The sequence below is a fragment of the Paenibacillus lentus genome (assembly GCF_042714055.1).
GTDB classification, from domain to species: domain Bacteria; phylum Bacillota; class Bacilli; order Paenibacillales; family Paenibacillaceae; genus Fontibacillus; species Fontibacillus lentus_A.
Genome location: NZ_JBHGVC010000006.1, coordinates 98,345 through 117,550 on the forward strand (window position 1 = coordinate 98,345; position 19,206 = coordinate 117,550).

Sequence of the window (19,206 nt, forward strand, 5' to 3'; positions counted from 1 at the left end):
AATGCCGGTTCGGCGAGGCGAATATTCCGGCAATCATATTTTAACGTTTCATATCTACCCATACCGCTTCGGGCCCGGTCTGCACTTGGCTGCCGCCTTTCGGCTCCAGGCTAATGATCAGACGCTCGGCTTCGCCGGCCCCATACCCATGGTAAAAGCTTTTTCCTTGCGGATGCGGTATGGAGAGAATGCCCGGGCTGCTCGCCTCATTCTTCATCTCCAGCCAGATCTGATAATCCTTCTCCACAACGGAATGCAAACCATCGACGACGATCAGCACTTCACCTGATTCCCGCTTCAGCCAGACCATGCCCTCTCCGTAATACGGCGGATGAGGCTCGATGATAAACTGCTCCGTATCTGCGCTTTGAATGAGGTGGATTTGTTGCGAAATATCCCGCTCAAGCTGGCCATGATCCCCTCCGACCCAGCCTTGCGGCCGGAGTGAAAACAGACCGCATATGAGCATGAATACCGCTATCCCGCCGAGCGCGCCATAGGTATAACCGCTGCGATGGGCAGACCACTTTTTGCGTAGTGATCGCAGCCTGAAAGATAGGAGCAGCCGACCGCGCAGCCTTCGCGGCGGATGAGATAGTGAATGTGGCAGCCCTTGCGGATGCCGTTCACCATTACTGCTTGCGCAGTCAAGGCTTCGCTCAGCAGCCCCGGCGACATCTGCCTCCTGGGATTGTGCATTGCTGCTTGCGTAATCAGGGCTTAGCCCCAGGCCGGCCTGACCCAACAGCTCCGACCATTCGTTAATCATCACATCACAAATCCGGCATTGATTCCGGTGCTCCAGTATTTTTGCTTGTTTTCCTGGCTGCAGCTGCCCCATAACGAAATCCACCAGCTGCTCCTCCGTGAATAAGCCGCAAAGCTCCGCCTGGGCATCAGGCAATTCCGAGGGTTTATTTGTGAAATTCATCTTGTGCATACGACTCCACTCCCCCTCTCAGCCTGCCCGGGCTCATCTCATCCAGCCGCCGGCGCAAATTGCGGATACCGTAGCGGATTAAGGATTTAACCGTTCCAACCGGCTTCTTCATATGCTCGGCAATTTCGCGGTGCGATAGCTGCTCGATATAGCTCCCGTGCAGCGCCATCCGCTGCATCGACGGAATAGCCTGCATCGCCTCCTTCAGCTGCTCCATCTCCCACTTGCGCAGCGCCTCATACTCGGCGGATTCAATTCCTCGGCTCCAGAGAATATCCGCTTCCCGATTTATCTCCCATTCTTCCGCAACGGACACTCGCTGATGCTTCCGCAATCGATCCATGGATCGGCTGCGGGTGCGAACCGCCAGCCATGCCTCCACGCTGCCACGCGCAGGATTATAGCTGCCTGCCTTGTCCATAACTTCCATGAATACGTCGTGACATACATCCTCGGCCTCGGCAGCATCCATCATCCATTGTTCGGCCATTCTGTAAACCATCGGAGCATATGCATCATAAAAACGGCCGAAAGCAGCAGCCGACCCCTCCGCAATCTCCGCCAGCCATAATTCAGGGCTCTCCTTCATAGCCCAGTCCCTCCTTGATCATAACCGTTTTCTTAGGATCATATTGGGGCCTAACCTTATTAGGGCCTATCATTTTAACCGTATTGTAGCAAATAAAATTCGTTTTTTTGCCTGCTCAATGACATTTTAGCTGATTTTAAGCAAATATTTAGCTGATTTTAAGCTTTCTATAAATCCAAACGAGCTTCTTCCATCGTACTTCTTATGAACAAATATTCGAGGAGGGTTTATACAATGAAACCGTTGGGAAGGAACATGAAACTGTTGAGCCTATTGCTCCTGCTTGCGCTCGGAGCCGGCCTGCTCGGCGGAATGCCAGCAGCTGCTGCCGGAGGAGTCACGCTTTATTCGGCGTACACTTCGATTTCCGTCCCGCCCGGCGAATCTCTGGATTACAGTGTCGAGGTCATCAACAACACATCTGATGTAGTTACAGTGCCATTAGAGCTCCAAAATTTGCCCAAGGACTGGACGGCTACGTTGAACAGCGGCGGCTGGCAGGTGAAGGAAATGTCCGTTAAGCCGGGCGAATCCAGCTCCGTCTCTCTAAATGTGACGGTTCCCTTACAAATAGACAAAGGAACCTATCGCTTCGAACTTGCAGCCGGTTCTGCAGCGCGCTTGCCATTTACAGTAGAAATTACGGAAAAAGGAACCTATCAGACCGAGCTGACGACAGATCAGGCCAATTTGCAGGGCCCTTCCGATTCCAGCTTCACTTACTCGCTCAAGCTGCAAAACCGTACGGCGGATAAACAAAATTACGCTTTGCAGGCTCAGGCCGACCCGGGGTGGAACGTAACCTTTACGGCCGGAGACAATCAGGTATCCTCCGTCGAGGTAGAGCCTGGGGCAAACCAATCCATCACCGTTAAGGTACAGCCGCCGGAGCAGGTGAAGGAAGGAGCTTACAGCATCCCCGTCAGCGCTTCTAATCAATCGACCTCTTCCGAGGTGAAGCTGGAAGCCGTCATCACAGGTACCTACGGACTAGAGCTGACTACACCAAGCGGATTGCTTAGCACGAATGTTACCGCAGGCGGCAGCAAAACCATCGACCTGCTGGTGAAAAATACCGGTACCGCCGATCTTTCAGACATTAACCTTAGCTCGAATGCGCCGGTAGACTGGGAGGTCAGCTTTAGCCCGAAAACGATCGACAAGCTGGCGGCCGGGCAATCCACCACCGTGGAGGCCAAAATAACGGCAAGCAAAAAAGCGATTGCCGGAGACTACGTCACTGGCATGACAGCCTCGTCTCCGGAATCCAGCTCCTCGGCACAGTTCCGTGTTGCCGTGAAAGGCTCTATGCTCTGGGGCTGGGTCGGAGTGCTTGTCATTGCAGCGATCCTCGGAGGCATCTACTATCTGATTCGTAAATACGGGAGGCGATAACCGTGTCAGAGACGGTCATCGACATTCAGGAATTGACGAAAAGCTATAACGGGGTAAGGGCTGTCGATCAGCTGTCGCTGCAAATTAAACGCGGCGAAATATTCGGCCTGCTCGGGCCGAACGGAGCGGGAAAATCGACGACAATTCTCATGCTGCTTGGGCTCAGCGAGCCTGATAGCGGCACCATAAACGTTCTCGGTCTCGATCCAACGAGGGAGCCTATTCCCGTGAAACGCAAGGTCGGTTATTTGCCGGACGATGTCGGCTTTTACGAGGATCGTACCGGCCTGGAAAATCTGGTGCTGACGGCGAGACTGAACCAGGTGCCCGAAGCGGAAGCCAAGGATCGTGCCTATCAATTGCTGGAGAGCGTAGGCCTGCAGCATGCAGCACACAAGAGGGTTGGCGCTTATTCTCGAGGCATGCGGCAGCGGCTCGGATTGGCCGATGTCCTGATTAAAGCGCCGGAAATTATTATTCTGGATGAACCTACCCTTGGCATTGATCCCAAGGGAATGGATGAGCTGCTCACTCTCATCCGCAGCCTGAGCGAGGAACAAGGATTGACAGTGCTGCTGTCCTCCCATCAACTGCACCAGGTGCAGCAAATTTGCGACCGGGTTGGCTTGTTCGTCCGCGGTCGCCTGCTCGCCGAAGGCGACATAGCCAGCCTGTCACACACGCTCTTTGCCGACGATCCTCTGCAAATTACCGTGGAGAGCGGGCCCTTGGATGCCGAGCTGCTGCAGCGGATTCGGGCCATCCCAGGCGTACGGCATGCCGAATTGGCCGAAGGTCGCGAGGATGCGCAGCTATCCCTGCAGGATAGAGTCGAGTCCAGTGGTCGCACAAGGCTGCTGATCGGCTCCGATACCGATTGCAGCGACGTAATTGCCCGAATGATCGTGGAATCCGGCGTCTCCTTGTTCGGCTTGCAGCGGAAGCAATATGGGCTTGATGAAATCTATCATCGTTATTTCGAAGGAGGTGAAGGACATGACCAAGGAAGCGACCGAACAGAAAAACAGCAAGCCTGATCTCATAGGCAGCCTGCGGCGTGCAGTCCAAAGCTGGCGAGAATCGCCTCTGCTTCGCTGGGCTTCACGTAATGTCGAAAGCCGGAACCCGGAATCATTCTCCGAAAGGAGTAAGAATACTTTAAGCCGGGTCGCCTCCCCTTTTGGCGTATTGGTGCGAAAAGAGATTTCCGATCATATCCGAAGCTGGCGCTTTATGCTGCTGCTTGGCATAATCCTTCTTACCTGCATCGCCTCCCTGTATACGGCCATGAACAGCATACAAGAGGCAATCCAATCGGACAGCTCCGCAAATGAATTCGTGATTCTGAAGCTGTTCACGCTGTCGGATGGAACCTTGCCTTCCTTTATCAGCTTTATCGGGTTTCTCGGCCCGCTTCTCGGAATCGGGCTTGGCTTTGACGCCATTAACAGCGAACGGAATAAAGGAACATTAAGCCGAATCATGGCACAGCCGCTGCATCGCGACGCTTTGCTGAACGCGAAGTTCGCCGCCTCCCTAAGCGTCATCAGCATGATGTTCCTGACTCTGGGCTTCCTTATTATGGCGCTGGGAACGATCATTATCGGCATTCCTCCTACATTAGAGGAATTTTTAAGAATGATCAGCTTCCTGCTCGTCACTATTTTTTATATCGGGTTCTGGCTTAATTTGTCCATCGTATTCTCGGTGCGCTTCCGGCAGCCGGCCACCTCGGCGCTATCAGGAATCGCCGTATGGCTGTTCTTCAGCTTCTTCTATGACATGATATTAAACATCGTGTCCAAGGGTATCGCCCCAAATGCCGGAACGGCAACCGTCGAGGACATTGTTGGCTTTCAGAATCAAATGCTATGGCTGAGCAGATTGTCTCCCTACACGCTCTTCAATGAAGCGACAACGACTCTGCTCATGCCCTCGGTTCGCAACCTGGGGCCGCTTACGACCGAGCAGGTCTACGGTGCCATTGCCAGTCCCTTGCCCTTCGGGCAAAGCCTGCTGCTCGTCTGGCCGCAGGTGACCGGCCTTATCGCTTTGACCTTGATCTGCTTCGCCATTTCCTACGTTCTGTTCCTTCGGCAGGAAATTCGCGGCCGCTCCTGACGGAACCGAAAACGGCGGTTTTGCAGCCGTCTCCAAATCAACAAACGGCTATCCTCCGCGCATTGAGGATAGCCGTTTTTATCGTTCTAATTTACCATGCTTCGAGCGATAATGGCCGCTTACCTACAGCACGGTTTCGTCCGATTGAGGATTGGACGGAAATAAGGCTTCCCGCGCGGGACATGGTTCCTGGTCGAGAAACTGCTTTAATGCTGCTGGCATTTCAAGGTAAATATCCCGCAGCGGAGTTCCTTTATGAATATTGCCGATAATGACCGGGTGGCAAAGCTCCGAAATAAGAATGTCTCCGTTGCCGTGCAGATGGAGCTGCTTCTTCCCTTCGATGCAATGAGGGAAATATACGCCCGGCCTTTCCTGAAAACCAAGCTCGGCCATAAATCGATCCATGCAGGTGAAGTACAACGTCATATCCTCTTTTTTATGCGATATAAGATCGTTTACCGCTTGCTTTAACGTTTCCCGGGCAGCAATCGCCTTCCAGCCGCTATGATTCATCATGATGCTGTTCTGTATTTCATGCGTGCGAACACCCATTTCATAGACGTGGTCATGTATCTCCTTCATATGATGTTCGGTTTCGTTAAATAGCAGCGTCTCCAGCACGGTATCCACCGCAGTCGAAGCAAACATGGTAATGTTATTTCTAATTTTTTGGTACACACTGGGATGGATGCTGTAATACCGGGAAAAGGCATCAGCTGTAGTAAAATTGAAGGAAATGTGGATCGTCGTTAGTCCCGCATCGACAAGCCGCTGGATCCCCCGCTCACTCAGCAGACTGCCATTGGAATTAAGCTGGGTCTGAATCCCGCGTGCTGCGCAGTAGCTCACAACCTCCACGCAATCCTCATACTTTAAAGTTACTTCTCCGCCGGATAGCCTTACTCTCTTAAGAGAAGGCAGCTGCTCCAGAAGAGTAATGATTTCCTTCGCGCCGATGCTGTTTCCATCATTTCTTTGATAAGCACAGCAATAATCGCAGCGAAAGTTACAATTGGATGTGATGCCGATTTCCAGCCCTTCCAGTTCATAAACAAGGGGCTTTTCCAGCTCTAACGATTTGTATTTCATGCTCACGACTCCTCTAATGCTAATTAAGCATGTTATATCGTAAAATACTTGCCTCGTGCTGTCTGTGACCCTTCTTATACATGACGACGACCCTTCTTCTCGATGAATCACTAAAACGCGTGTCCCGACTGGAAACACGCGTTTGAATTTCATTGAATTAATTTCCAACGTTGATCTAGCCCACACCTGCATTCGCAATGACATGATTCTTCACTGTATTTACCGCATCCAGCGTGTAGCTGTAAGGCGGCGTATAGCTGGTTGTAGATGTATTCGGCATGCTTCCCGTACTGTTGACGAACAAATTGTCCTTCACATCCAATACCCTTGTTCGGAGCTGTACAATGAAACTATCGGATCTTTGGAATTTTCAAATACGTTATGCTCAATACGGAGCGTAGCCCCCATTCTGGAGTTGATCCCTGTATCGATAATATTGTTGTAATAGTTGTTGAACAAGTGACCCTGACCGAAGCGGAATAACGATCCTCGAATCCTTTTTCAAAAAAAGGGACTATTCTACAAGCTGAGCCAGCTTAAGAGTAGTCCCTGTCGATTTCCGCGCATTATTAAAATACGGCTGCTTAAATAGCGGCTCCTCTCACCGAATTGAATTTCTCGGTAAAGTGGTGAGTGGTCTGGATATAGCTGATCGTTCTGTTCTCGGAGTGCATGATGACGGAATGGGTTTCGGCTTTATGCTTCGGCAGGTATCGCACCCCATGCAGGAAATCCCCGGATGTCACGCCGGTAGCCACGAACAGGACGTTGTCATGGCCGATCATGTCCTCCATCCGCAGCAATTGATCCGGCTTGGCGAGGCCCATGCGGATACAGCGGTTGTATTCCTCCAGTCCGTTCGGGAGAAGTCTCCCCTGCATTTCGCCGCCGAGGCATTTAAGCGCGGCTGCTGCAAGCACCCCTTCCGGCGCGCCGCCCGAGCCCACATACATATCGACTTCCTTGTCCATGGCGGCCTCAATGGCCCCCATCACGTCGCCATGACTCAGCAGCTTGATCCGAACGCCGGATTTGCGCAGGGCATCGATCAAGTCTGAATGCCGCTCCCGATCCAGAATGGACACCGTCATTTCGGCAAGCGGCTTATCCAGTATTTTCGAGGCTTTGGCCAGCGTCGTTTCAATCGGATCATCAAGTGAGAGCTGCCCGGCAAGTGCAGGGCCGACGGCCAGCTTCTCCATATAAATATCGGGGGCATGGAGCAGGCTTCCCTGGGGAGCTGCAGCGATCACCGAGATCGCGTTGTTCAGCCCATTCGCTACCGTTTCCGTTCCTTCCAAAGGATCGACCGCGATGTCGACTCTTGGGCCGCGGCGATTTCCTATTTTTTCACCGATATACAGCATGGGGGCTTCGTCCATCTCCCCTTCGCCAATAACCACAGTACCGTCAATAGCTACGGAATTGAATTTACTGCGTATTGCTAATGTTGCCGCCTCATCTGCGCTATTCTTGTCGCCTCGACCTGTCCAGCGTGCCGCCTCAAGGGCTGCCGCTTCTGTAATGCGTACTAATTCCAGAGCTATGTGACGTTCCATTGTTACTCCCTCCACCCAATTATTTTAAAGGTAGTTCAAAAACTCCTCTTTTGATCACGATGTTTCTCTAGATGGTTCTCGGCATCGAATCTTGCACTCACCTTCGAACTCCGGTGCTCATGTAGGCTTCTCCAAGTTTATGCTTTCGAGGCCGTTTTCTACGAAAACGTTCAACTCTGCTCCTCCTAAAAGTTTTGCAAAGCAAAACTCCTTCGGAAGCCAGGCTTCAGGTTCGTACAATCTTCTCGGTGCTGAAAAGTTGAGTTTTGAACTTATTTTTTAAGATTGAATTTTATAATTTTATATAAAATTATAAGTGCTTCATGATCAGTCCTGCCGTTTCTTCGATCGCCTTGTCGGTGACATCAATCACCGGGCAGCCTAGTGCGGCAAACAGAGACTGGGCATATTTCAGTTCGTACTCAACTCGTTCCAATGAGGCATATTCGGCATCATCCGGCAGCCCCATAGCCTTAAGTCGTTCCGAACGAATTTTAACCAAGTGCTTCGCGTCAATCGTCAATCCAATAATTTTATTGCTGCTGACCTCTTTCAATTGGCTAGGAGGCGTTAGCTCGGGAACAACGGGATAGTTGACCACCTTTCTCCCCTTATGCGCCAAAAACATCGACAGCGGCGTTTTAGAAATTCGCGAAACCCCGAGAATAATAATATCCGCCTTAAGTATTGCGCCTACGTCTTTGCCATCGTCATTATTTACGGCAAACTCGATGGCGTCCACGCGCTGGAAATAATCCTCATCGAGCTTATGCCCTGGCGTACGCTTCGGCGTATCATTAAAAGTATCGACAAAAGCCTGCATCATCGGCCCCATAATATCTACGGCACGAACGTTTAAGCGGACGGCTTCCTCTCTCATCGCTTCCCGCAGTTCAGGCTGAACTAATGTGTATACAACAAAACCTCCGCGTCCAGATACTTCCTCCATCAAACGACTTAACTCTTCTTCATTACGCACGTTCATAAATCTCTTGATCTCGGTGTTAGATAATTCGAACTGCTCAAGAGTGGCCCGGACAACCGCTTCGGCGGTCTCCCCGATGGAATCTGAACAGATTGCTATAAAATGAGCTGGAGCCTGATTCATCCCATTCCTCCCACTATTCCTCAGCTATCGTATCTAGCAACATTTTTATAATGTTCGTTTTAGAAATTCGCCCTACCACTTTTACGTCCCCCTCTTCCCCGGATTCCGCCGGTACGACGACAGGCAAGCTGTCAATTTGATGAGCGATAATTTTCCTTGCCGCCTCAAGCACAGAATCTTCCGGTGAGACGGTAATGATATTAGGTCGCCGAGTCATGATGAAGCTTACGGGCATCGAGGATGCAGTGGCGTTGCCGAGCGTGACCTTAAGCAGATCCTTGCGGGACACGATTCCCGCTAATTTTCCTTGCTCGTCCGTAACAATCAAATGACCTACGTTTTCTAAAAATAGCGAGACGACCGCCTCTTGAATCGTTGTTGTTTCGCGGACAATGACCGGTACTCCATGAAGATCTCCAACCTTCATATCAAGCAGACGCAGCCTGTTCTCGTCCTCGGGCGTTCTTCTCTTGCCCAAAAAATATCCTACCTTCGGTTTAGCATCGATGTAATCGAGCATAACGAGAATAGACAAATCTGAACGGATCGTTGGGCGAGTTAGATTTAGCATTTCAGCTATGAGATCTCCGGTAATCGGAGCATGCTTTTTCACAATGTCAATGATTTCCATTTGACGGGATGTAAGTTTGATAATAATCCCTCCGCTTCAGATAGGTTCGCTCTTAGTATAACATTCCAGTCGATCATTAGAATGTCATATTAGCGAATTTCAATTCCTCCTCTCCATAAGAAAAGTTTTATTGTGTATATATTACGTCATATTTAATTATTATTCAATATATAATACGCACTATTTGTTAATTTGAAACGATTAATGCGTAAATTAATATGTTTTAATGAAATTAACAAGGTTAATAAGCTTAAAAAATTTCTTTGCATATTCGTATTCCTACAATTATGCTTCATCCCTTCGATTAGACATTAATTGTACTTCTCGTTATGATGAGAATATGCAATGTTCAAAGCATGGGAGTGAGGGCATGAAATCTTTCTATCAGAATTGGAAGCTCGATTATGAGCTGCCTTTGGTTATCCACTGGGGGAACAACCTGACGTTCTATGCGCACTATCATTCGGAAATTGAGTTCATCTACGTTGAAGAGGGAAGCATCCTTGTCGGGGTAAATGAGGAAAAACGCCTGCTCACTCAAGGCGATATGGTCATTTGCTGCAGTAACGACATTCATTATTTTGAGAGCAAAGAAACATTCTCAAAGGTCATCATCCTCATATTCAAGCCGGAAATGATCAGCCTATCCGTAAACTGGCCGAAAGATTTCAGCTTCGTTTCTCCCTTTATTCCGGGAGGACACCCGGCATTTACACATATCAGGCAGTTGCTTCACGACATTATGGAAGAGAAAGCAAACGCCAAGCCGGGATACCAAATGTTCATCAAAGCCGGCCTGCTCGAATTATGCGGAACACTGCAAAGAAGCTGGCCGACCCAAAGCTTGAACCACAGCTCGAGAAGCAGGCTTGAGACCAAACGAGCGCGAATACAGCAAATTTTATCTTATATTGAAGAGAACTATCAGGAGGATCTATCCGTGGAAATGATCTCGGCCCATTTTCAAATGGAGCCCTCTTATTTTTGCCGTACGTTCAAAAGCGCTGTGGGCATGAATTTCAAAACCTATCTCAATACGATCCGGGTGCTCACGGCAGAACGCAAGCTGATCAGCAGCGATGCCAGCATTATGGACATTGCTCTCGAATGCGGCTTCAACAGCATCCGTACCTTTAACCGGGTCTATAAAGAGCTGAAGGGCTGCGTCCCTTCAAGCTCCCGTTATGGCGCCTCGTAAACTTGAATATGCAGTCATTCAAAAATGCACTTTTTTAAAAGTGCATTTTTTGTCTATGAATAAGCATAAACTGGCGAGAGATTCATCCCGCTACTTTCTATAATGATAGTGAAACTAATTTTATCATGTGATGGAGGGATACAATGAAGCAGCTGCGCGTCGGAATGATCGGTTATAAATTCATGGGTAAGGCACACAGCAATGCTTATCGGACGCTGCCGATGTTTTTTCCTGAAGCTCTTAAGCCTGAAATGACCGCTCTGTGCGGAAGAAACAAAGCTGCCGTCACCGAGGCTGCCGCACAATTGGGATGGTCTGATGTCGTGACGGATTGGAAGGATCTGATCGCGCGTGACGATATCGACTTAATTGACATTAATGCCCCTAGCGATGCACATAAAGAAATTGCGCTCGCTGCCGCGAAGGCCGGGAAACATATTTTCTGCGAAAAACCGTTGGCCCTGACGTTAAGTGATGCACGCGAAATGCTGCAGGCGGCGGAAGAAGCCAAGGTTGCTCACATGGTCGGCTTCAATTATCGGTTTTCTCCGGCAGTCAAGCTGGCCAAAAAGCTAGTGGACAGCGGCAGACTGGGCAAAATCTATCACTTCAGAGCCTGGTTTCTGCAGGACTGGATTATAGATCCGGAATTTCCGCTCGTCTGGAGATTGCAGAAGGAAATTGCCGGCTCGGGCTCGCACGGCGATCTCGGCGCCCATTTGATTGACCTCGCTCACTATTTAGTCGGAGACATGCACGAGGTCATCGGGATGAGCGAAACCTTTATCAAGGAACGCCCAATCGCCGAGGAAATGACCGGCTTAAGCGCCAAAGGCAGCAAAGACTCTCCGAAAGGGCCCGTAACCGTTGACGATGCTACGCTGTTCTTGGCACGATTCGCAAACGGTGCGCTTGGCAGCTTCGAGGCGACCCGCTTTGCCGCAGGCCATCGGTCGACCAATTCCTTTGAAATCAACGGGAGCTTGGGCAGCGTGAAATTTGATTTTGAACGAATGAACGAGCTTGAAGTTTACTTCACCTCGGATGAAGAGGACGTACAAGGCTTCCGGCGGGTATTGGCTACGGATCCAGCGCATGAATATGCCGAAGCCTGGTGGCCGCCAGGACATACGATCGGCTTCGAGCATACCTTCATCCATGAAATATTAGAGCTGACGAACGCCCTTCGGGAAGACAGGCTGCCGCAGCCGAACTTCCATGACGGCGTGAAATGCCAGGCTGTCCTTGAGGCGGTGGAACGCTCCATCGATGAGCGCCGCTGGGTTGAAATCTCGGAAATGTAAAGGAGAAATAACTATGAAAAAGGGATTAATCGTCTGGGGCGGCTGGGACGGACACGAGCCGGAGCAGGTCGCAGCCATTTTTGCTAATATATTGCGCAATCATCAATTCGAAGTAGAGGTCGCCGACACCCTGGAAGCGTATTCAGATCCAGAGAAGCTGATGGGCCTGGATCTCATCGTACCGGTATGGACGATGGGAGAAATACCGCAGGCCTATGTCAATCATGTATCTGCGGCCGTACAGAACGGCACCGGGCTAGCCGGCTGCCATGGCGGCATGTGCGATTCCTTCCGCCATAACGTAGACTGGCAGTTTATGACTGGCGGCCAATGGGTGGCCCATCCGGGCAATGACGGAGTGAAATACACGGTGGAAATCAAGCAGTCCTCAAGCCCGCTTGTTGCCGGGATGGAAGATTTTACGGTGGAAAGCGAGCAATATTATCTGCATGTCGATCCTGCGGTCGAAGTACTCGCAACAACTCGTTTCCCCGTAGCCGATGGCCCGCATCGATTGAATAAAGCCGTCGATATGCCGGTCATCTGGACGAAGCGTTGGGGAATCGGACGCGTATATTACAATTCCCTGGGACATCATGCCGACATCGTTGCTCTCCCGCAGGTAACCGAGCTCATGACCCGGGGCTTGCTCTGGGCGGCGGAAGGAAAGCAGCAGGCTAAAACGACGTACGGCGACCAGGCACTCCAGCAACAAAATAATTATACCGGTATGGGTGACAGCCAATAACCTAGAGCTATGGGCGCTAACCCCAGAGCTGCTTCTAAGAGGAGAGTCGGAACATGGACAAAATGAAGGTAGGCATTATCGGCTGCGGAAAAATCAGCAGCATTTATATGGAAAACTGCAAAAAATTCAATGTCCTGGAGCTCGCGGCTTGCGCAGATCTCGATCTGAATCGGGCGAGAGAGCAAGCGGAGATATACGGCATTCCCCGCGCTTGCTCCACGGATGAACTGCTTGGCGACCCGGAGATCGACATCGTCATCAATTTGACGATCCCGGCGGTGCATGCCGAGGTAAGCCTCAAAGCACTGCAGGCCGGCAAGCATGTCTATGTGGAAAAACCGCTCACCGCCACGCTTGAGGAAGGGCGACTCGTGCTGGATATGGCGAAAAGGCTCGGCTTACTCGTCGGCAGCGCTCCTGAAACCTTCCTCGGAGCCGGCATCCAAACCGCTCTTAAGCTGATCGAGGACGGTGCCATCGGCCGCCCGGTATCGGCAACGTCCTTCATGATGAGCCGCGGCCACGAATTCTGGCACCCAGATCCGGAATTTTACTATGCGCAAGGCGGTGGCCCTATGTTCGACATGGGACCATACTACTTGACCGCACTCGTTCAATTGCTTGGCCCGATTCGCAGCATTGCCGGAATGACAGGCAAGGCGAAGGAGGAGCGAATCATTACGAGCGAGAAAAAATACGGCAAAGCGATCCCTGTCGACATTCCAACCCATGTTGCCGGTACGCTGCAATTCGAGAGCGGAGCCATCGCCACGCTGATTACGAGCTTTGATATTTTTGGAGGCAGCAGCCTTCCGCCGATTGAAATTCACGGGACGGAAGGAACGATGCTTGTCCCAGACCCGAACACCTTCGGCGGGCCGGTAAAATATCGCAAAATCGGGGAAGCCGAATGGATCGAGCAGCCGCTTCTACCTGGCTATACCGAGAATAGCCGCGGAATCGGGCCAGCTGACATGGCCTACTCCCTGATCCATAGCCGCCCGCACCGGGCAAGCGGGGAGCTGGCCTATCATGTCCTCGAAGCGATGTGGGCCTTTCATGAATCCTCCGATTCTGGCCGCTATTACGAAATGACAAGCCGGTGTGATCGCCCTGCGGCCCTTCCGGCCGATCTTGAACCATATACGCTGGATTAAAACAAAAAAAGATCGGGCAAGGCGCGATGCAGCCCTGCTCGATCTTTTTCTATACCTATATCCGTTTTATCGTCAATTAACGAATCTCGCGAAATTTAGCTACGTATTTAGCTGCCAGTTCCGTAATCAGGTCGTAACGCCCTTCCTTGGCAGGGGCCGTCAGGTTGCCGCCGATGCCTACCGCCACGCATCCGCTGCGAATCCACTGCTCCATATTATCCAAATCAACCCCGCCTGTCGGCATGATGTTTACGTGCGGCATCGGGCCTTTAACGGTTTTAATAAACCCAGGATTAAAATTATTGCCCGGGAACAGCTTCAATACATCGACGCCCAGCTTCAACGCTTCCTTCATTTCGTTCAGCGTCATGCATCCAGGCATATAAGGGATACTGTACAAATTACAGAGCTTCCCGGTCTCCTCATCAAAAGACGGACTGACCACGAATTCAGCTCCAGCCAAAATAGCGATTCTAGCCGTAATCGGATCAAGTACTGTCCCAGCGCCGATTACCGCCTTATCCCCATATTCCTTAATCAACCGTTTAATGACCTCATCCGCATCGGGCGTCGTAAAAGTAACCTCGATATTGTTCAAGCCGCCTTCGATGCAAGCCTTGGACATTTGATAAGCCGACTCCGCATCATCTCCACGTATAACCGCTACAACGCCCAGCGCCGTAATATTTTGCAGCACTTTTATTTTCTTCATCGCAATCTTCCTTTCTAACTAAACTTTTTTATCAGTTTTACCCTGTTAATTTACTTTTCTACATCATATTAAACACCAAAACTGAACTAAATGCACTATATTATTGAAAAACATTTATTTTTCCCGCTAGATTTCGCACTTTCTTATGGATATTATGTGTCAAACCACAAATAAACTATTCCTTTATTGTACAAAACCGATTTATGTGTTAATTTCAAGTTAACCATTATTCAGGATGACAACCTAAGAACATTCTATAATCTTAAAAAGGTTTAGGAGGAAGCACAAATGAACAAAAAGCTGGACATAGTCACTTTCGGTGAACCGATGGCCATGTTTTACGCCAATGAACCCGGAGAATTGCATAAGGCGCTCTCTTTCTCCAAGGCACTGGCCGGAGCTGAATGTAACGTATCCGTTGGCCTATCCCGTCTGGGACATTCCGTCGGGCTTGTCACCAAGCTCGGGGAAGATAACTTCGGACATTTCATTACCGAAACTTTAAATCGAGAAAACATCGATACTTCGAATGTAAAATTTACGAATGAGCATAGAACCGGCATGCTGGTCAAATCCAAAGTGCTTACGGGAGATCCCGTCGTTGAATATTTCCGTAAAAATTCAGCCGCCTCTACGCTTAGTCTGGCCGATTTTGACAGCGATTACTTCGCTTCAGCCAAGCATATGCATGTAACGGGCATTTTCCCGGCCGTATCGAAATCCTGTCATGAATTTGCCCTTCACGCCATCGATTTCATGAGAGCCAAAGGGAAGACGGTATCTTTCGACCCGAATCTGCGTCCTTCTCTATGGCCGGATACCGATACAATGGTTAAAGCCATTAACGATCTTGCCGCCCGCTCCAACTGGGTGTTTCCGGGCATTAGCGAAGGCAAGCAGCTTACGGGCCGTGATAAGCCGGAGGATATCGCCGATTTCTACCTCGAGCGCGGCGTTTCGCTCGTCGTGATTAAGCTGGGGCCGGAGGGGGCTTATTTCAAGTCAGCCGACCAGGAAGGATATGCCGACGGCTTCAAGGTCGAGGAAGTCGTGGATACCGTTGGAGCCGGAGACGGCTTTGCCGTCGGAGTCATCAGCGGACTGCTGGAGCAGCTTCCGCTCAAGGAGGCTGTCCGCCGCGGCAACGCGATCGGTGCGATCAATATCATGTCCCCGGGAGATATGGACGGTCTGCCTGACCGGGAAAAACTGCAAAAATTTATGGAGCAATAAACTCATAGCTTAAGCAAAAGAACATGCCCTGTTTAAAGAGGAGCATGTTCTTCTTTGTTTTATGCATTTACATTTTGTACAGAGTGTCCTTGCTGCAGAACAGGCGGAAAACGGTACGTAATTGGCAAATCCGCTCCCTTCTGCTCGACCGAAGAAAGCAAAATTCTCGCCGCCTGCGTCCCCATGTCATATGCCGGCTGGGATATCGTCGTAATGACCGGATTGTAAATATGTGCAAACTCGGCATCATCAATGCCGATCACGGATAACTGATCCGGAATACGCAGGCCTGTCTGATTGGCAAACTTCAAAATTTCCGCCAGCACAATATCATTGCCCGCCAGCAGCGCAGTAGGAGGCTGGGGCAAAGCTAGCAGCCTCTCCAGAACAACGGCTATTTCTTCTTTTGGAGCATGGCAAATATAGGATTCTTCAATAGGCAGCCCGAGCTCCTCCATTGCTTTTTTATATCCGCTGATCCGTTCCTTGCGCGGAGTGATGGCATATTCGCCCAGCGGCAGCGACAGCAGCGCAATTCGCTGATGCCCATGACTGGCCATTTCCTGGATCGCGATTTTCACTGCAGCTTCATTATCGAGCAGCAGGCTTTGCGTCGTAACCCCATCGACGAGCCGATCCAGAAATACAAGCGGCAGCTTCATTTCCATAATTCTATGGTAAGAACTATTGCCGTTGCCGGTCGGGAACACAATCAAACCATCGACCTGACGCGCCGCGAGCATCTCGATATACTCGCGCTCTTTTTCCGGACTTTCATCGGCATTGCAAATAATCACCTGCGTTTTATGCTGCTGCAGTTCATTTTCAATGGCACGTATGCATTTAATCGAAAGAGAGTAGTCGATGTTCGCCACAATGATGCCGACCATGAAGGTTCGATTCTGCTTCAAACTTCGGGCAAGTCCGTTAGGCTGATATTTCAAGTCCTCGATAACTTCGCCGATCCGCCTTCTCGTATCCTCGCTCATGTACTGATATCGTTCATTCAAATATTGGGAAACTGTACTTTTGGAAACTCCCGCTCGTTTCGCTACATCTTCGATTGTCGGTTTTTTCATCAGCCTTCTCCGCTCCTTGTCTAATCCAGCTGAGGAACAATGCTAATCGGATATCGTCACTCAAAAATCAGTATTACTAAAAAAGTATACCTATCTTTTAGTAAATAATCTATAGCTGACGCTCACTTACGTCCAAATCCCCTTGACCGGCGACCGTAAAACGCAAAAAAGCCAACCGGACTTGCCGCCGGTCGGCTTCCAAAATCAATACCTGCTGCTCCCAATCGCAAATTTCTTCTCCAACCGGCAGGCTAATTCATCATTCGGCAGTGGATTGCGATGCGTATTCTCCAAATAAATGTATTTCTCCGTTTCCGGCATCAAATATTCCTTATACCACAGAAACATATCGGGGCTGTCTCCCAATACCCGTAAATATTTGCGGACAGTATCCGCATGTTCGATCGTGTTTGCGATATTCGTAAGCCAATCCGCCCTATAAAAATGCTCCCACTGGCCTTGCTCTGCTTCACGCAGTGCATGAAGGCCGCTCTTATAGCGCCACACCGCCTGTGAAGCATAAACGAAGGCTTGCGGATATAGCTCGGCCCGAAAGCCCTCATAGGCCGTGCAGATTGCAATCAAGCCTCTGCAGCCGCTTAGATGCAGTTCAATCTGTACAAGCAGCTGAACGTGGAGTCTTCTGGCATCCTCCTCAGACAGCTCTTTCATTACCTGCCGAATATTTTCCCTTAGCTGATACCAGCCCGCTTCAGCCGCCGCTGCCTTCTCCTTGAACCAGCGTACCTGCTCGGCAAACGGCAGACGCCCTGTCGCCCAAACAAGGCTGTCATCCGTATCGGCCTTTCCCCGTAGCCAGTGCCCCATGATTTTACGAGCCGGATGATGATAGAATTCGTCTCCGGCGAGATCGTCCTCATTCGGCCCGTAGGCGATGGCACAATCGGCGTACTGCTGGTACAAGCCTGCAATTTGACCCTGCTGAGAGCTATACAGTCTCCCGATGAATTTGTTCCGATGCTCCTCCACGTCAATGGTTCCGTCCTGCCACAGCCATGCGGTCAAGTCCAGTGTATACAAATGAGGCAGTATGTTGCCGCTGTTGACCAGCAAATACTCCGATGCGCCGCAGTGAAATGCCTCTTCCAGCTCCTCCGCAATAAATTCCGGGCGGCCGGGAAACATCGTCAAGTGGTTGGATGCCTGCAAATCGTGAAACGTCACGTGATAGTAGACGCCATGCTTTCCTCCGTCCCCCTGATCAGGCAACGCCCGCACACGCAAATTTAAATTTCCGTGACGGCGCGAGACCATTTTGCCATACCCGTTGTCCGCCCAGACCTTGATGATGTCTGCTGGCACCTCGATATGTCCCGCTTTGTACAGCTCGGCAATTTCCCCGTACATGGCCATGCAGCATACGGGATCATCAACATATTCCTTGACTATACCGTACTGTCTCTGCACGACGGATGAGATCAATGCGCCGCGCTTCTCCAGGGTATCGAACGCCGGATCATCCTCCCAGAACGGCTTATCCCCCTGGCCGCGGAAGGATAGCACCCATACGATGCGGTCATGCTGCTGCTTTTCAATCGCGGCCCGCCATAAGCCTTCAAACAATTCCGGGTGCTCGCTGTAGCTTGCCTGTTTGCCAGGGTATGCCCGCAGGAACATCTCCGCTCCGAGCGGCTCAGCATGATGATGAGTTACCCATAAGCCCATCTCTGTGGCTAGCTTGTGATGAATACCTGTTTTGGGGAGATCGGTTCCGGGAATGACCATATTGCCTCCGCAGCGCAGCAGCGCTTCAAAAACCGGCAGCCACACTTCCTCCGTCGGCGGATATTCCTCCTTCCAGCCGATAAGGCATACTTCATCGTTAACGAACCAGCCCCGATACCTCACCTTGGGCTGCGCAGAATTATAATCGCATGCCGGTAAAGAGATCATCTCCCTCCTTGCAGGCAGCAATTCCGCCCAATACCAGAAAGGATCCACGCCCAGCACAGTGTGGCTGAAATGAAGCAGCCCATAAATAATGCCCAATTCATCTCTTCCAACGAGATGCAGAACCACTTTCTGCCCTGCAGCCCCATCGGCATACCGGAAGCAGAACGCTTCAGGCCATTCAGGACACCCATCCTCAGGCTCTGCATAACGCACGATCACATCCGCATCGTCTCCCTGCAAAGGAGGCTTACCGAACACTGTCTCATGATCCCTGGCGATCATTTGCCAAGCATGCCGGATTGGCAAGCTCATTTCCGTCTGAAAATGATAAATGCTTGAAGCTGTGATCATAAACTGTTGCTTCCGGGTGTTCATTTCTACTCAACTCCTCCTATGTTATTTTTCTATTTCACTCTAATCGTAAAA

Annotated in this window: 17 protein-coding genes and 1 pseudogene; 8 read left to right on the plus strand and 10 right to left on the minus strand. The window is 50.5% G+C overall.

Translation table 11 applies throughout. The features are described 5' to 3' along the window. Positions 1-40: 40 nt before the first annotated feature. A complete protein-coding gene (locus ACE3MQ_RS15660; RefSeq protein WP_379394260.1) occupies positions 41-940 on the minus strand; it encodes an anti-sigma factor in 900 nt (299 codons plus the stop codon). Next, positions 915-1,529, minus strand: a complete 615-nt coding sequence (locus ACE3MQ_RS15665; protein ID WP_379394262.1) for an RNA polymerase sigma factor — start codon at positions 1,527-1,529, stop codon at positions 915-917. Before ACE3MQ_RS15665 ends, ACE3MQ_RS15660 begins: the two co-directional genes overlap by 26 nt. Positions 1,530-1,763: 234 nt before the next feature. Here ACE3MQ_RS15665 and ACE3MQ_RS15670 point away from each other — a divergent pair, with 234 nt between their 5' ends. The 3 genes from ACE3MQ_RS15670 to ACE3MQ_RS15680 are packed head-to-tail and all read left to right on the plus strand — an operon-like array spanning position 1,764 to position 5,045. Continuing rightward, positions 1,764-2,924, plus strand: a complete 1,161-nt coding sequence (locus ACE3MQ_RS15670) for a COG1470 family protein (RefSeq protein WP_379394264.1) — start codon at positions 1,764-1,766, stop codon at positions 2,922-2,924. A 2-nt stretch (positions 2,925-2,926) separates the two neighbouring features. Further along, positions 2,927-3,961 carry an ABC transporter ATP-binding protein gene (locus ACE3MQ_RS15675; protein ID WP_379394266.1) on the plus strand — a complete coding sequence of 345 codons (1,035 nt, stop codon included), beginning with the start codon at positions 2,927-2,929 and terminating at the stop codon, positions 3,959-3,961. Further along, entirely contained in the window at positions 3,921-5,045 is a 1,125-nt protein-coding gene (locus ACE3MQ_RS15680) for an ABC transporter permease (protein ID WP_379394268.1), read from the plus strand. The genes ACE3MQ_RS15675 and ACE3MQ_RS15680 overlap by 41 nt, the downstream gene beginning before the upstream one ends. Before the next feature lie 123 nt (positions 5,046-5,168). On the opposite strand, the gene ACE3MQ_RS15685 is transcribed toward ACE3MQ_RS15680, so the two are convergent. The 5 genes and pseudogenes from ACE3MQ_RS15685 to ACE3MQ_RS15705 form a co-directional block, all read right to left on the minus strand. Further along, the gene (locus ACE3MQ_RS15685) at positions 5,169-6,137 is read right to left on the minus strand and encodes a radical SAM protein (protein ID WP_379394270.1); all 969 of its coding nucleotides are present in this window, start codon (positions 6,135-6,137) and stop codon (positions 5,169-5,171) included. Positions 6,138-6,312: 175 nt separating this feature from the next. Further along, positions 6,313-6,617, minus strand: a pseudogene (locus ACE3MQ_RS15690) (pectate lyase family protein); the annotation flags it as partial. Between the two features lie 104 nt (positions 6,618-6,721). After that, complete coding sequence (glpX, locus tag ACE3MQ_RS15695) at positions 6,722-7,696, minus strand: class II fructose-bisphosphatase (RefSeq protein WP_379394272.1); 975 nt, start codon at positions 7,694-7,696, stop codon at positions 6,722-6,724. A 310-nt stretch (positions 7,697-8,006) separates the two neighbouring features. Then, the gene (locus ACE3MQ_RS15700) at positions 8,007-8,804 is read right to left on the minus strand and encodes a pyruvate, water dikinase regulatory protein (protein ID WP_379394274.1); all 798 of its coding nucleotides are present in this window, start codon (positions 8,802-8,804) and stop codon (positions 8,007-8,009) included. A gap of 13 nt (positions 8,805-8,817) precedes the next feature. Continuing rightward, a complete protein-coding gene (locus ACE3MQ_RS15705; RefSeq protein WP_379394276.1) occupies positions 8,818-9,435 on the minus strand; it encodes a helix-turn-helix transcriptional regulator in 618 nt (205 codons plus the stop codon). Between the two features lie 370 nt (positions 9,436-9,805). On the opposite strand from ACE3MQ_RS15705, the gene ACE3MQ_RS15710 reads away from it, so the two are divergent. The 4 genes from ACE3MQ_RS15710 to ACE3MQ_RS15725 all read left to right on the plus strand — a co-directional run bounded on the left by ACE3MQ_RS15710 (position 9,806) and on the right by ACE3MQ_RS15725 (position 13,842). Further along, positions 9,806-10,633 (plus strand): helix-turn-helix domain-containing protein, encoded by an 828-nt coding sequence (locus tag ACE3MQ_RS15710; RefSeq protein ID WP_379394278.1) that lies wholly within the window; start codon positions 9,806-9,808, stop codon positions 10,631-10,633. A 143-nt stretch (positions 10,634-10,776) separates the two neighbouring features. Beyond that, a complete protein-coding gene (locus ACE3MQ_RS15715; protein ID WP_379394280.1) occupies positions 10,777-11,937 on the plus strand; it encodes a Gfo/Idh/MocA family protein in 1,161 nt (386 codons plus the stop codon). Between the two features lie 13 nt (positions 11,938-11,950). After that, positions 11,951-12,685: a ThuA domain-containing protein gene (locus tag ACE3MQ_RS15720; RefSeq protein WP_379394282.1), complete on the plus strand. Its 735-nt coding sequence runs from the start codon at positions 11,951-11,953 to the stop codon at positions 12,683-12,685. 53 nt (positions 12,686-12,738) lie between these two features. Beyond that, positions 12,739-13,842, plus strand: a complete 1,104-nt coding sequence (locus ACE3MQ_RS15725; protein WP_379394284.1) for a Gfo/Idh/MocA family protein — start codon at positions 12,739-12,741, stop codon at positions 13,840-13,842. A gap of 76 nt (positions 13,843-13,918) precedes the next feature. Here ACE3MQ_RS15725 and ACE3MQ_RS15730 read toward each other — a convergent pair whose 3' ends face one another. Beyond that, positions 13,919-14,554: a bifunctional 4-hydroxy-2-oxoglutarate aldolase/2-dehydro-3-deoxy-phosphogluconate aldolase gene (locus ACE3MQ_RS15730; protein WP_379394286.1), complete on the minus strand. Its 636-nt coding sequence runs from the start codon at positions 14,552-14,554 to the stop codon at positions 13,919-13,921. 288 nt (positions 14,555-14,842) lie between these two features. Between ACE3MQ_RS15730 and ACE3MQ_RS15735 the strand changes: the two genes are divergently transcribed. After that, complete coding sequence (locus tag ACE3MQ_RS15735) at positions 14,843-15,787, plus strand: sugar kinase (RefSeq protein ID WP_379394288.1); 945 nt, start codon at positions 14,843-14,845, stop codon at positions 15,785-15,787. A 59-nt stretch (positions 15,788-15,846) separates the two neighbouring features. Here ACE3MQ_RS15735 and ACE3MQ_RS15740 read toward each other — a convergent pair whose 3' ends face one another. Further along, positions 15,847-16,866, minus strand: a complete 1,020-nt coding sequence (locus ACE3MQ_RS15740; protein ID WP_379394290.1) for a LacI family DNA-binding transcriptional regulator — start codon at positions 16,864-16,866, stop codon at positions 15,847-15,849. 204 nt (positions 16,867-17,070) lie between these two features. After that, complete coding sequence (locus ACE3MQ_RS15745; protein ID WP_379394292.1) at positions 17,071-19,155, minus strand: glycosyl hydrolase 115 family protein; 2,085 nt, start codon at positions 19,153-19,155, stop codon at positions 17,071-17,073. Positions 19,156-19,206: the final 51 nt, after the last annotated feature.

Excerpts from the sequence above, each read along its gene's own strand:
- ACE3MQ_RS15710 (WP_379394278.1), top strand. The coding sequence starts at position 9,806 with ATGAAATCTTTCTATCAGAATTGGAAGCTCGATTATGAGCTGCCTTTG.
- ACE3MQ_RS15730 (WP_379394286.1), bottom strand. The coding sequence starts at position 14,554 with ATGAAGAAAATAAAAGTGCTGCAAAATATTACGGCGCTGGGCGTTGTA.
- glpX (WP_379394272.1), bottom strand. The coding sequence starts at position 7,696 with ATGGAACGTCACATAGCTCTGGAATTAGTACGCATTACAGAAGCGGCA.
- ACE3MQ_RS15685 (WP_379394270.1), bottom strand. The coding sequence starts at position 6,137 with ATGAAATACAAATCGTTAGAGCTGGAAAAGCCCCTTGTTTATGAACTG.
- ACE3MQ_RS15670 (WP_379394264.1), top strand. The coding sequence starts at position 1,764 with ATGAAACCGTTGGGAAGGAACATGAAACTGTTGAGCCTATTGCTCCTG.
- ACE3MQ_RS15665 (WP_379394262.1), bottom strand. The coding sequence starts at position 1,529 with ATGAAGGAGAGCCCTGAATTATGGCTGGCGGAGATTGCGGAGGGGTCG.
- ACE3MQ_RS15680 (WP_379394268.1), top strand. The coding sequence starts at position 3,921 with ATGACCAAGGAAGCGACCGAACAGAAAAACAGCAAGCCTGATCTCATA.
- ACE3MQ_RS15735 (WP_379394288.1), top strand. The coding sequence starts at position 14,843 with ATGAACAAAAAGCTGGACATAGTCACTTTCGGTGAACCGATGGCCATG.
- ACE3MQ_RS15740 (WP_379394290.1), bottom strand. The coding sequence starts at position 16,866 with ATGAAAAAACCGACAATCGAAGATGTAGCGAAACGAGCGGGAGTTTCC.
- ACE3MQ_RS15720 (WP_379394282.1), top strand. The coding sequence starts at position 11,951 with ATGAAAAAGGGATTAATCGTCTGGGGCGGCTGGGACGGACACGAGCCG.
- ACE3MQ_RS15745 (WP_379394292.1), bottom strand. The coding sequence starts at position 19,155 with ATGAACACCCGGAAGCAACAGTTTATGATCACAGCTTCAAGCATTTAT.
- ACE3MQ_RS15700 (WP_379394274.1), bottom strand. The coding sequence starts at position 8,804 with ATGAATCAGGCTCCAGCTCATTTTATAGCAATCTGTTCAGATTCCATC.
- ACE3MQ_RS15725 (WP_379394284.1), top strand. The coding sequence starts at position 12,739 with ATGGACAAAATGAAGGTAGGCATTATCGGCTGCGGAAAAATCAGCAGC.
- ACE3MQ_RS15660 (WP_379394260.1), bottom strand. The coding sequence starts at position 940 with ATGCACAAGATGAATTTCACAAATAAACCCTCGGAATTGCCTGATGCC.
- ACE3MQ_RS15705 (WP_379394276.1), bottom strand. The coding sequence starts at position 9,435 with ATGGAAATCATTGACATTGTGAAAAAGCATGCTCCGATTACCGGAGAT.
- ACE3MQ_RS15715 (WP_379394280.1), top strand. The coding sequence starts at position 10,777 with ATGAAGCAGCTGCGCGTCGGAATGATCGGTTATAAATTCATGGGTAAG.